The organism is Arthrobacter sp. YAF17, from assembly GCF_052113365.1.
Classification (GTDB): Bacteria; Actinomycetota; Actinomycetes; order Actinomycetales; family Micrococcaceae; genus Arthrobacter.
Genome location: NZ_JBFRDB010000004.1, coordinates 89,402 through 101,441, shown reverse-complemented (window position 1 = coordinate 101,441; position 12,040 = coordinate 89,402). Strand labels below are relative to the sequence as shown.

Annotated in this window: 12 protein-coding genes; 4 read left to right on the top strand and 8 right to left on the bottom strand. The window is 65.6% G+C overall.

Annotated elements, in window-relative coordinates; all coding sequences use genetic code 11:
• Nucleotides 1–28 precede the first annotated feature (28 nt).
• The 5 genes from AB4Y67_RS05570 to AB4Y67_RS05550 are packed head-to-tail and all read right to left on the bottom strand — an operon-like array spanning nt 29 to nt 3,638.
• Nucleotides 29–718, bottom strand: a complete 690-nt coding sequence (locus AB4Y67_RS05570) for an urease accessory protein UreF (protein WP_441404791.1) — start codon at nt 716–718, stop codon at nt 29–31.
• A complete protein-coding gene (gene ureE, locus AB4Y67_RS05565) occupies nt 699–1,181 on the bottom strand; it encodes an urease accessory protein UreE (protein ID WP_441404790.1) in 483 nt (160 codons plus the stop codon). Before ureE ends, AB4Y67_RS05570 begins: the two co-directional genes overlap by 20 nt.
• 19 nt (nt 1,182–1,200) lie before the next feature.
• Nucleotides 1,201–3,000 carry an urease subunit alpha gene (ureC, locus tag AB4Y67_RS05560; protein WP_441404789.1) on the bottom strand — a complete coding sequence of 600 codons (1,800 nt, stop codon included), beginning with the start codon at nt 2,998–3,000 and terminating at the stop codon, nt 1,201–1,203.
• Nucleotides 2,997–3,326, bottom strand: coding sequence for an urease subunit beta (locus tag AB4Y67_RS05555; RefSeq protein ID WP_441404788.1), 330 nt, complete (start codon nt 3,324–3,326; stop codon nt 2,997–2,999). The genes ureC and AB4Y67_RS05555 overlap by 4 nt, the downstream gene beginning before the upstream one ends.
• Before the next feature lie 9 nt (nt 3,327–3,335).
• A complete protein-coding gene (locus AB4Y67_RS05550; protein ID WP_441404787.1) occupies nt 3,336–3,638 on the bottom strand; it encodes an urease subunit gamma in 303 nt (100 codons plus the stop codon).
• A 176-nt stretch (nt 3,639–3,814) separates the two neighbouring features.
• Between AB4Y67_RS05550 and AB4Y67_RS05545 the strand changes: the two genes are divergently transcribed.
• Nucleotides 3,815–5,272, top strand: coding sequence for an MFS transporter (locus AB4Y67_RS05545; protein ID WP_441404786.1), 1,458 nt, complete (start codon nt 3,815–3,817; stop codon nt 5,270–5,272).
• Between the two features lie 38 nt (nt 5,273–5,310).
• Here AB4Y67_RS05545 and AB4Y67_RS05540 read toward each other — a convergent pair whose 3' ends face one another.
• The 3 genes from AB4Y67_RS05540 to AB4Y67_RS05530 are packed head-to-tail and all read right to left on the bottom strand — an operon-like array spanning nt 5,311 to nt 8,530.
• Nucleotides 5,311–6,150, bottom strand: a complete 840-nt coding sequence (locus AB4Y67_RS05540; RefSeq protein ID WP_441404785.1) for a sugar phosphate isomerase/epimerase family protein — start codon at nt 6,148–6,150, stop codon at nt 5,311–5,313.
• Entirely contained in the window at nt 6,147–7,361 is a 1,215-nt protein-coding gene (locus AB4Y67_RS05535; protein ID WP_441404784.1) for a dihydrodipicolinate synthase family protein, read from the bottom strand. The genes AB4Y67_RS05540 and AB4Y67_RS05535 overlap by 4 nt, the downstream gene beginning before the upstream one ends.
• On the bottom strand, nt 7,361–8,530 hold the full coding sequence (locus AB4Y67_RS05530; protein WP_441404783.1) for a Gfo/Idh/MocA family protein: 1,170 nt from the start codon (nt 8,528–8,530) through the stop codon (nt 7,361–7,363). Before AB4Y67_RS05530 ends, AB4Y67_RS05535 begins: the two co-directional genes overlap by 1 nt.
• Before the next feature lie 178 nt (nt 8,531–8,708).
• On the opposite strand from AB4Y67_RS05530, the gene AB4Y67_RS05525 reads away from it, so the two are divergent.
• The 3 genes from AB4Y67_RS05525 (at nt 8,709) to AB4Y67_RS05515 (ending at nt 12,031) form a co-directional block, all read left to right on the top strand.
• Nucleotides 8,709–9,809, top strand: a complete 1,101-nt coding sequence (locus AB4Y67_RS05525) for a LacI family DNA-binding transcriptional regulator (RefSeq protein WP_441404782.1) — start codon at nt 8,709–8,711, stop codon at nt 9,807–9,809.
• Nucleotides 9,810–10,070: 261 nt separating this feature from the next.
• A complete protein-coding gene (locus tag AB4Y67_RS05520) occupies nt 10,071–10,949 on the top strand; it encodes an ABC transporter permease (RefSeq protein WP_441404781.1) in 879 nt (292 codons plus the stop codon).
• A 41-nt stretch (nt 10,950–10,990) separates the two neighbouring features.
• Nucleotides 10,991–12,031: an ABC transporter substrate-binding protein gene (locus AB4Y67_RS05515; protein ID WP_441404780.1), complete on the top strand. Its 1,041-nt coding sequence runs from the start codon at nt 10,991–10,993 to the stop codon at nt 12,029–12,031.
• Nucleotides 12,032–12,040 lie beyond the last annotated feature (9 nt).

The window sequence follows — 12,040 nt, the reverse complement described above, 5'->3', positions numbered from 1 at the left end:
TCTCCAGACATATTTCTAAGGTGTGCGGTTAGCTCATGAACATGCGAGCACGCTGTCGCTCGTGCCGCATCTGCGAAATTTCGAGTCCGGGACTGACCGCGCCAAAGTCGGACCGGTCCAGCTGCCCGGCGCGTTCCACCGCGGCAGCGACGTCGTCGGACGCTTTCCGCAGCAGCCGCTGGCCGGCGTTCTGGCCCAGCGGGATCGCCCGGACGGCGTTCTGCGTCAATGTCGTGGCCGTGGCGAACAGGTAGGCGGCCAGGGCCTCGGGGAACGGGACACCCAGGGACCGGGCGACGACGGCGAACGCCAGCGGCTGATGGCCGGCGGCGCGGCCGGAACCCACCAGCTGCCGGTACTCGGCCAGCTCAGCGGACGGAAAGATCCCGGCGCCGATCTCCAGCAGCCGGCCACCCATCTTGATGCTTGCCTCGCGCAGCTGCCGCGGCAACAGCTGTGCTGTCAGCAGCGAATCCAGCTCCGCTGGCGCGTCACCCTCGTAGAGGAACCGGATCGCCAAGGCGTCCGAGTACGTGAGCTGCTGCGACATGAATGAGGCCAGCCACACCCCGAACGACGCTTCATCCCGCACCAGGCCGCGCTCGATGTAAGTCTCAAACCCGAGCGAGTGGGCAAAGGCCCCGGTGGGCAGCGCAGAATCCGTCAGCTGCTGCAGCGCGAGCTGGTAGGACGCCGGGCTAGTGCGAGTGTTCGGCATGGCGGAAGGGGACGGGCAGTACGCGCTCCTGGCGGTCATAGGGCGCTCCGACGTGTTTCAGGTAGTCCTCCACTGTGTGGTCGTACTGGCAGACCATCACCGCTGCCCCATACTCCGAGGAGTGGTCGAAGAACTGGGCCTGCAGGTGCCGGTTGCCGAGCGAATGCGCCACCACCCCCATCTCGTGGATGGAGCGCGGCGCGATCACGAGGACATCGGTAGGCAGCACCGACACCACGATCATGTTGGTCTCCGCTAAGTGCAGGATGTCGCCGTCACGCAGGTCCCCGGAACCGGAGGGGAGGCGGATGCCGAGTTCCTTGCCGTGGTCGGTGGTGACGCGCTGGACGCGTTTGACCAGCTGGGCGCTAGGCAGCACCACTTTCTCCCGGTGGAGCCCGAAGTAGGGGTCAGGACCGGGGGGACGGTCGTGGGTGTTGCCGAGGACCTTTTCGATGATCATGCCTGTCTCCTCCGGGAGCCTAGAAAAGGAAGTAACGCTGCGCCATGGGCAGCACGTCGGACGGTTCGCAGGTGACGTCCTCGCCGTCGACCGTCACCCGGTACGTTTCCGGGTCCACCTCGATCTCCGGGGTGGCGCCGTTGTACTTGAGGTCCGCCTTCGTGAGGCCTCGGATGCCGGACACGGGCCGGATGACCTTCTCGAGACCCAGCTCCGCCGGGACCCCGGCGTCGATGGCGGCCTGGGAGAGGAACGTGATGGAGGACTGCTGCAGGGCCTTGCCGTAGGCGGCAAACATGGGCCGCATGGTTCGCGGCTGCGGGGTGGGGATGGAGGCGTTGGCGTCCCCCATCAGCGCGTAGGCGATCTGCCCGCCTTTGAGCACCAGTTCCGGCTTGACGCCGAAGAACGCCGGATCCCAGAGCACCAGGTCCGCGAACTTTCCCACCTCCACCGAGCCGATGGAGTCCGCCATGCCCTGCGCGATGGCGGGGTTGATGGTGTATTTCGCCACGTAGCGTTTCAGGCGGAAGTTGTCGCTCTCTGCGCCCAGGCCTGACTCCGCCCCGTGCACGCCGCCGTCCGGGTCCTTCAAGACACCCCGCTGCCGCTTCATTTTGTCGGCCACCTGCCACGTGCGGATCACTACTTCGCCCACCCGGCCCATGGCCTGGGAGTCCGAGGAAGTGATCGCGAAGATCCCCAGGTCCTGCAGCACGTCCTCGGCGGCGATGGTTTCGGCGCGGATGCGGGAGTCCGCGAAGGCCACGTCCTCCGGGACGTCCGGGTTGAGGTGGTGGCAGACCATAAGCATGTCCAGGTGCTCTTCGATGGTGTTCCGGGTGTACGGCAGCGTCGGGTTGGTGGAGGCCGGCAGGACGTTGGGCAGCCCGGCGATTTTGATGATGTCCGGGGCGTGCCCGCCGCCGGCGCCCTCGGTGTGGAAGGTGTGGATCACGCGGCCGTCGATGGCCCGGATGGTGTCCTCCACGAAGCCGCACTCGTTCAGGGTGTCGGTGTGGATGGCCACCTGGACGTCAAATAAGTCCGCTACCTTGAGCGAGGTGTCGATCGAGGACGTCGTGGAGCCCCAGTCCTCATGCACCTTCAGCCCGATCGCACCGGCGCGGATCTGCTCAGCCAAAGGCTCGACGGCGGACGCGTGCCCCTTGCCGAACAGGCCGATGTTGATGGGGAGCCCTTCGGCGGCCTGCAGCATCCGCTGGATGTGCCATTTGCCGGGTGTGACGGTGGTGGCCTTCGTGCCCTCGGCCGGGCCGGTGCCGCCGCCGATCATGGTGGTCACTCCGCTGCACAGGGCGGCGGGAACCTGGTCCGGGGAGATGAAGTGGATGTGGGAGTCGACGCCGCCGGCGGTCAGGATCTTCCGCTCGCCGGCAATGATTTCGGTGCTGGCCCCGATCACGATGTCCACGCCGTCGGTGATCTGCGGGTTGCCGGCCTTGCCGATCCGGAAGATGTGGCCGTCCCGGAGCGCCACGTCGGCCTTGTAGATGCCGGTGTAGTCGAGGATCACGACGTTGGTGATGACGGTGTCCGGCAACCCGCCGCCGGAACCGATACTGCCGGATCCGATACCGCCGGGATCACTGCTCCCGTCCCCGTCCCGCGTCAGCTGGCCGTTCTGGCCCATGCCGTCCCGAATCACCTTGCCGCCGCCGAACACGACCTCCTCGCCGTACACGGTCAGGTCCTTCTCGATCTCGAGGAAAAGATCGGTGTCGGCGAGGCGGATGGCGTCGCCCGTCGTCGGGCCGTACAGGTCCGCGTACTGCCTCCGGGACAATTCGAAACTCATCTGCGTGCGCTCTCTATCGGGGACAATCGGCCGTTGACCGCGTTACTGAGGCCGTAGACCTCGCGCCGGCCGGCCAGTTCGATCAGCCGGACGGTCTTGCTGTCCCCCGGTTCGAAACGGGCTGCCGTGCCCGCCGGGATGTCCAGGCGCCGGCCGTAGGCGGCACGGCGGTCGAACGACAGGGCGGCGTTCGCTTCGGAAAAGTGGAAGTGCGAGCCCACCTGCACGGGACGGTCACCGGTGTTCGTCACCACGACGTCGATCGCCTCACGCCCCGCATTGACCGGCACAGGCTCCGGGCCGAGAACGTACTCTCCGGGAATCATGGTGGGCTCCTAACGGATCGGATCGTGGACGGTGACGAGTTTGGTGCCGTCGGGGAACGTGGCTTCAATCTGGACGTCGTGGATCATCTCCGGCACGCCCTCCATGACGTCTTCGCGGCCGAGCAACGTGGTGCCGTAGCTCATCAGGTCCGCGACGGTCCGGCCGTCCCGGGCCCCCTCGATCAGTTCGTAGCTGATGATGGCCACCGCTTCCGGGAAGTTCAGTTTCAGTCCGCGCGACTGGCGGCGGCGGGCAAGGTCGGCCGCGACCACGATCATGAGCTTTTCCTGCTCACGGGGCAGCAGATGCATGACGGAATCCCTTCACACCGGCGGTCGCGGGGCCTGGCGGCGCCGCGGTGTTGACAGCGTAGACGGGGAACGTTTCCTGCAGGTTTCCTTATGTCACAAACTCGTGCCGGCCTGCTCACTGCCCGACCGGCCGGCGGCCGTGTCCGTGCCCGGCAGTTGTCAGTACACTGGGTCGCATGACCGAGCAGGAACCGGCCCTTCCAGGGGCCGCTGCGGCTCCCGACCACAACGTTGACCTACGCGAGGACGTGGCCGGCAGCCCCATGCCGGCCGCCATCGACACGACGTTGCGCAGTCCTGCGCAGCGGTCCCGCACCTTCGCCGGGATCCTGGTGAACACCGCGCTGGCCAACATCACCACCAGCTACCTGTGGTTCGCCTTGACGTTCTGGGTGTACCTGGAGACGCGCAACGTGATCGCCACCGGGGTAATCGGAGGGGCGTACATGCTGTTGATCGCCCTTTCCAGCATCAGCTTCGGCACCTTCGTGGACCGCTACCGCAAGCTGGCAGTGATGCGCTTTGCCGCCGGGTTCACCCTTGTGATGTTTGTGCTCGCCGGGGTGATGTTCCTGCTGACCCCCACGGCCTGGCTGCTGGACCTGGCACAGCCCTGGTTCTGGGTCTTCGCCCTGATCATCCTGGTCGGCGCGGTGGTGGAAAACATGCGCAACATTGCCCTCTCCACGACGGTCACCATCCTGATCGATCCGGATCGCCGGGCCAACGCGAACGGGCTGGTGGGCATGGTGCAGGGACTGATGTTCATCGTCACCTCGGTGCTCTCCGGACTCTCGGTCGGGCTGCTGGGCATGGGCTGGACGGTCGCCGTCGCCGTGGTGCTCACGGTGCTGGCATTCGCGCACCTGCTCACGCTGCGCATGCCCGAGGAAGTGCGCGCTGCCGCCACGGACGCGCACGGCGGATTCGACCTGCGCGGCTCCTTCGCGGCCGTGCTGGGCATTTCCGGACTGTTTGCGCTGATCGTCTTCTCGACGTTCAACAACTTCATCGGTGGCGTCTACATGGCGCTGATGGATCCCTACGGCCTGGAGATGTTCCCCGTGGAGCTGTGGGGGACGTACTTCGCGGTGGGCGCCACCGGGTTCATCGTGGGCGGCGCGCTGATCGGCAAGTTCGGGCTCGGGTCCAACCCATTGCGCACCATGCTCATCGCGGTAGTCCTGATGGGGGTCCTCGGTGCGGTGTTCACGCTGCGTGAATGGGCCTGGCTCTACATTGCCGGCATCTGGCTGTACCTCGTCCTGGTCCCCTTCGTGGAGGCCGCCGAGCAGACGGTCATCCAACAGGTGGTGCCCCTGAACCGGCAGGGCCGGGTCTTCGGATTCGCCATGGCGTTCGAGTCCGCGGCGGCACCGATCACCGCGTTCCTTATCGCGCCGATCGCCCAGGTCTGGATCATCCCATTCGCGCGCTCCCCTGAGGGTGCCGCCCAGCTGGCCCCGCTGCTGGGCGAGGGCACCTCCCGCGGCATCGCCCTGGTGTTCCTGGTGGCCGGGATCATCATGATCGTGGCCGCGTTGCTGGCCTTCCTGACTCCGGTCTACCGCCGGGTCTCGGCGTCGTATGCGCGGACGACGGCAGAAGCGTCAGCGACGGCGTCTTCCGGGTAGGCCCGGCAGACGCCGTCGGCGAGGGCTGACGCCCCCGGTCAGGCGTAGGGCAGAACCAGTTCCGCGTACCGGGCTTTCATCGTGGTCAGGGTGCTGTCGCCGTCGGCGTCCCAGATCTCCTGATTGAAGATTTCGACTTCGATGACACCGGTGTACCCGGCGTCGCGGACCCAGGTGCCGATGGTCGCGAAGTCGATGACGCCGTCGCCCATCATGCCGCGGGACAGCAGGGCGTCCGCCGCTATGGGGAGGTTGAAATCGCACACTTGGTAGGACGCGATCCGGTTCTCGCGGCCGGCACGTTCGATTTGTGCCTTCAGCTCCGGGTCCCACCAGACGTGGAAGGTGTCGACGGCGACGCCCACAGCCGCCGCATCGTAGGGTGCGGCCAGATCGAGGGCCTGCCCCAGGGTGGAAATCAGGGCACGGTCCGCCGCATACATCGGGTGCAGAGGCTCCAGCACCAGCCGCACGCCGTGTTCGACGGCGAACGGCACCAGATCCTCCAGACGATCGGCCACGCGGCGGCGGGCCGCGACGACGTCCTTCTCCCCCGGCGCCAGACCACCGACCACCAGGAAAAGTTCGGTGGTGCCGAGCGCAGCCGCCTCCAGAACGGCGGCGCGGTTGTCGGCGAGGGCTGCTGCCTGACCGGCCTGGTCGACCGCGGTGAGGAACCCGCCCCTGCACAGCGAGGACACCTGGAGTCCGGCGTCGCTGATGAGCCGGGCCGCCTTGTCCAGCCCGGCGTCGGCGACGATGTCGCGCCAGGGCCCGATCGAAGGTATGCCTGCCCGGACACACCCGTCGACGGCCTCTGCGAGGGTCCATTTCTTGGTTGTGGCCGAGTTCAGGGACAACCGTGAAAAGTCGCTCATGTTGCTACTCCATTAATACGAAGGAAATCGGACATCCGGAACGCGGCGTGGTCAGGATTCTTGAGCAATCCGGCCCGGTCTGCCAGTTCGAAAGTTTGGGCCAAGTGGACCACCGAGCGGCCCGAATGCAGCCCGCCAACCATTTGGAAGCCCTGTTGATGTCCGTTCAGCCAGGACAGAAAAGCGATTCCCGTCTTGTAGTAGAACGTGGGCGCACTGAAGATGTGCTTGCCCAGTTCGCGGGTGGAGTCCAGGATGGCACGGCCTTTGGCGGCTTCGCCGTCGTCGTAGGCCTGCAGGGCGGCCGAAGCGGCCGGATAGATCGCCGCGAAGATGCCCAGCAACGCGTCGGAGTGGCGCGTGCCGTCCCCGTCGATAAGCTCCGGATAGTTGAAATCATCGCCGGTATAGAGCCGGACGCCGTCCGGCAGCGCCGCCCGAAGTGAGACTTCATGCGCAGCGTCCAGCAGCGAAACCTTGACCCCGTCCACCTTGTCAGCGTTCTCGCGGATCAGGGTGAGGAACGTCTCGGTGGCCTGGGAGATGTCATCGGATCCCCAGTAGCCGGCCAGGGCAGGGTCGAACATGGTGCCCAGCCAGTGCAGGATGACGGGTTGGTCGACTTCCCGGAGCAGTGTGGAGTAGACGTGCAGGTAGTCGTCCGGACCACTTGCCACCTTTGCCAAGGCGCGTGATGACATCAGAATCACCTTGGGTCCGGCTTCGCTGACAACGGCGATCTGCTCCCGATAGGCATGCAGGACGGCCTGCACACCGGCTGCCCCGGAGGGCAGGGAATCGATGTCCAGCTGGTCGGTTCCGGCGCCGCAGGAAAGGAGGTCCCGGACGGAGCGCCCGGCGGTAGCGGCGTTCCCTCCGGCTGCGACCGAGGCTGCCTCCACGCCGGTGCGCTTGATGAGTTGCTGGGTGGCAGCCCAGTCCAGGCCCATGCCGCGCTGGGCGGTATCCATCGCATCGGCGACGCCCAGGCCGTAGGACCAGAGTTCGTGCCGGTAAGCCATCGTGGCGTCCCAATCGAGCTGAGCGGGTGCGCCGGGTGTGTTGTCGGCGGTGACTTCGGGGATGACGTGCGCAGCGGCGTAGGCCCGGCGGGAGGTGATGGGAGCGGCGGGCTTGGTCCAGCGGGGGGCTGGACTGAGGCGGTACTGGCGGGTTCCGCCGTCGGCGGTGGGAAGGATTAAGGAGGTCATCAGAGCGTGATCTCCGGTACATCGAAGGTGCGGCGTTCCGCCGAGGACTGCAGTCCAAGCTCTGCCAGCTGGACCCCGCGGGCGGCGGAGAGCAGGCCGAAGCGGTGTTCGCGGCCGGCAACGACGTCGCGCAGGAATTCTTCCCACTGCAGTTTGAAGCCATTGTCCAGCTCCGCGTTGGCGGGGACTTCCTGCCACTGGCTCCGGAAGGATTCGGTGACCGGGAGGTCCGGGTTCCAGACGGGCTTGGGTGTGTGGGCGCGCTGCTGCGCGACGCATTTGTTCAGGCCGGCAACTGCCGAGCCGTGTGTGCCGTCAATCTGGAACTCGACCAGTTCGTCGCGGTAGACGCGGACGGCCCAGGACGAGTTGATCTGGCCGATAACGTCGTCACCGTCCGGAGTCTCGAGTTCGAAAATTCCGTACGCCGCATCGTCAGCGGTGGCCTGGTATTCCTTGCCGGCCTCGTCCCAGCGGGCGGGGATGTGGGTGGTTGTCTTGGCGTTGACGCTCTTGACCTTGCCGATGATGCCTTCCAGGACGTAGTTCCAGTGGCAGAACATGTCCGTGGTCATGCCGCCGCCGTCTTCCTTGCGGTAGTTCCAGGAGGGACGCTGCGCGGCCTGGATGTCGCCTTCGAAGACCCAGTAGCCGAACTCGCCCCGGATGGAGAGGATGCGTCCGAAGAAGCCTTCCTCCACCAGTCTGCGGAGCTTGACCAGACCCGGGAGGTACAGCTTGTCGTGCACCACGCCCGCGGTGATTCCGGCTCCCTTGCCGATGCGGGCCAGCTCGATGGCTTCCTCCAGGGTTTCCGCGGTCGGCTTTTCGGTAAAGATATGCTTCCCGGCGTGCATGGCCCGCTTCAGCGTGGCGGCCCGCAGGCTGGTCATGGAGGCGTCGAAGATGACGTCAACGGTGGGGTCATCGATGACGGACTCAAGGTCCGTGGTCCATTCGGAGATCTTGTGCAACTCCGCGAGCTCGCGGATCTTGGCCTCATTGCGGCCCACCAGGATGGGCTCAACCTCGACCTTTGTTCCGTCCTCAAGGGTGAACCCCCCGGCTTCGCGAATCGGAAGTATGGAGCGCAGCAAGTGCTGGCGGTAGCCCATTCGGCCGGTAATGCCGTTCATGGCGATTCGGATCGTCTTCTTTTCGGTGCCCACGGGTCCTCCACGGTTCTTGGCATAAAGCCAGTGGCGTATTTGGGAAAGCGCATTCCCACTCCGTTTATGATGCATTGTCGGGCCCGGCATGGCAAGCGCATTCCAGCACTTGCGTAAGCTGGGGAGACCGGGCGGCCTTCAATCCGCCCGAAACAGAGCCGTTAGAACAGGAGTTTCCGTGGCCGCAAGCACGCTCGCCCAAGTAGCCCGGCTGGCCGGGGTTTCGCCGGCCACCGCATCCCGCGTTCTCAATGGTTCCGCCAGGAAGCCCGGCCCAGACGTAGCGGACCGCGTCAGGCAGGCCGCGGCCTCCCTCGGCTACGTTGCGAACGCTCAGGCGCAGGGATTGGCGAGGTCCACGTCCGGGCTCATCGGGCTGATTGTGCACGACATCGCCGACCCCTACTTCGCCGCCATTGCCCGCGGCGTTCAGGCGGCCGCCCAGGAGCAAGGAAAGATGCTTCTGCTGGCGACAACCGGGGGAACACCGGCCGACGAGCATGCCGCTGTAACAGCCTTCGCGGCCCGCCGGGCGGATTCGATCGTGATTGCCGGCTCCCGCTCCAGCCGGCCCGGCGACCAGAACAGCAATGCCGAACTCGCGGCCGAACTCGACCGATACTGCCGAAACGGCGGGAGGGTGGGCGTGCTGGGGCACGGCATCGTTGGAGCGTCGGCCCACGAGGGGTATCACGTTGTGGCGGTCCCCAACGAGGAGCTGGCGGCCGAGCTTGCCGGGGCACTGGCCCAGGTCCACAGCGGGGAATTCGTCATCCTGGGCGGCCCTGAGGGTCTGCTCACCTCCGACGACCGCATCCGCGGGTACCAGACCGGCCTGGAAGCAGCCGGCCTGCCGCCCGCCGAGATCCTCCGCGCCGGCTTTGACCGCACCGGCGGCTACGAGGCCGGCACCACGCTCGCCAAGCGAATCATCGATGCGCGAAAGGGCGGTGGAACGCCAGCCGGCGAAGAATCGCGGCCGTGCATCTTTGCCGCGAACGACGTCATGGCCATAGGCGCCGTGGCGGCCCTCCGCGCCCAGGGATTACGGATTCCCCGCGATGCCCTGATCGCAGGATTCGACGACATCGAAACATTGCGGGACTTCCGCCCTCCCCTATCGACGGTCCGCCTGCCCCTCGAGGAGATCGGCAGGCTCGCTGCCCTGGGCGGCACCACCGGGTGGACCGGAGCCGACGACATGAACGGCAGCGCCGCCATCGCCGGCCAGGTGACCCTGCGCCGCAGCACCCAAGCGTCGCCCTCAGCCCAAAGCTAGAGCGCAGGGCGGCCCGTCGCGGGATCCGGGAGCAATGCTGCCAGCCGGGGTCCCGAAGCGCCCCTCGCCACTCGGCCCTGGCCCCTACCCCCGGCGTCCCCCCGGCCGTGAGATGCCATCCAGTGAGTGTCACGACTTTGCGACGGCGCCGGGTTGACATGTGATGAAGGACACCTTAGCTTGGACCGAGGCGGAAAGCGCATTCCCAGATGGGTCCACGCTTCCCAACCAACAGCCATCCAGCAATGATGCGGAGCCAGCATGACAGTTGTTGTAAACGAGATTCAGCCCAGCACTGGATCGTCCGGGCCGCCGACCCGGCAGGCCCGTCCCCGCCGCAGCACCTCAGCCACCACGGCCAAGTTGCTGTCCGAATTTTGGCGGCCCGCGGTGTTCGTGCTCGCACTGTTGTCTGCCTGGTGGTGGGTGACCGCGCAGGAACTGGTCCCGCCCTTCATCCTTCCGAGTCCGCAGGCGACCGTGGACACGGCGGTTGAGCACTCGGCATACCTCCTCCAGCACACCGGGGTGACAACACTGGAGACAGTCCTCGGGTTCGTCATCGCATTCATCGTCGGCGAATTGGTGGCGGTACTGATGATCTACTCCAAGTCTTTGGAAAAGACCATGTACCCGCTGATCCTCTTCGCCCAGGTCGTCCCCAAGATCGCCATTGCTCCGCTCTTCGTCGTCTGGCTCGGATTCGGGCTCGAACCGAAAGTGTTTGTCGCCGTGCTGATGGCCTTCTTCCCCATCGTGATTTCCGGCATGGCAGGGCTCAAATCCGTGGACCCGGAGATCCTCGAGCTGGCTTCAACGATGGGCGCGAACCCGCTGAAGACCTTCTGGAAGATCCGGCTCCCCGCGTCCCTGCCCCAGCTGCTCTCCGGGCTGAAGGTGGCCGCCACCTTGGCAGTAACCGGCGCCGTCGTCGGTGAGTTTGTCGGTGCCAACGAGGGACTGGGCTACGTGATCCTGCAGGCCAACGGGAACATCGACACGGCCATGCTTTTTGCCGCATTGATCATCATGTCGCTGCTCGGAGTACTCCTGTTCGCAGTGATTCAAATCGCCGAATGGTTCCTCATCCCGTGGCACGCTTCGCGGCGGTCCCTCGGGTCCTCCACCGTTACTTCCTAGTCTTCCCAGCCCTTGCTTGCTCCTAGTATTAAGGAACCAACATGAACGTCGTTCGCAGATCAATTCTGACTGCCGGCATCGCAGCCGCAGCCGTAGCGCTCTCAGCCTGTGGGGGCGGAGCGGGCGCCTCCCCCGGTGCGGCAGGAGCAGGATCCGTTGCCGCCGGAGAGAGCAGGCCGGTGACGCTGATGCTCAACTGGTACCCGTACGGCGAACATGCCGCCTTCTACTACGGCGTGGAACAAGGCATCTTCAAGAAGCACGGCATCGACCTGACCATCAAGGCCGGACAGGGTTCCACCAAAACAGTTCAGGCGACCGGGCAGGGTCAGGTGGACTTCGGATGGGCCGATACACCCGCCGTGCTGGCGAACGTGGACAAGGGCGTCAAGGTCAAGAGTCTGGGCGTCTACCTGCAGACCACCCCTTCGGCCGTTCAGGTCTTTAGCGACTCAGGAATCAAGACGCCTGCGGACCTCAAAGGCAAGACAATCGCCGTCTCAGCCGGTGACGCTCCGACGGTCACCTTTCCAATCTTCCTCAAGGCGGCAGGCCTGGCCCCGGACGACGTGAAACAGCAGAACCTGGATGCTGCCGGCAAGGTTGCCTCCGTGCTTTCGGGCAAAGTGGACGGACTGATCGGCTTCGCCCACGATCAGGGCCCCACAATCGCAAACAAGAGCGGCAAAGAGATGACGTACCTCAAGTACGCCGACGCAGGCGTGAACTTCTACTCAAACGGACTGATCTCGTCCGACTCCTACCTGTCGAAGAATAAGGACCTGGCCACCGAAATGATGGCGGCCGTCTCGGAATCCTTTGAAGCTGCAGTGAAGAACCCTGAGGCGGCGGCGAAATCGATGGAAGGCAAGGATCCTCAGATCCCGCCGGCCTCCGTCGTCCTGGCGCAGTGGACGGAAACCATCAAGCTGCTCCACACACCGGCGACCTCAGGCAAGAAGCCGGGGGTGAATGATCCGGCCGACTGGGCCGCGACCATCAGCACGCTCAATGGCGCGGGACTGCTCGGTAGCGCCGGCGACRCCGCCAAGTATTACGACGCGCAGTACCAGCCGAAGTAGGGGGACGAT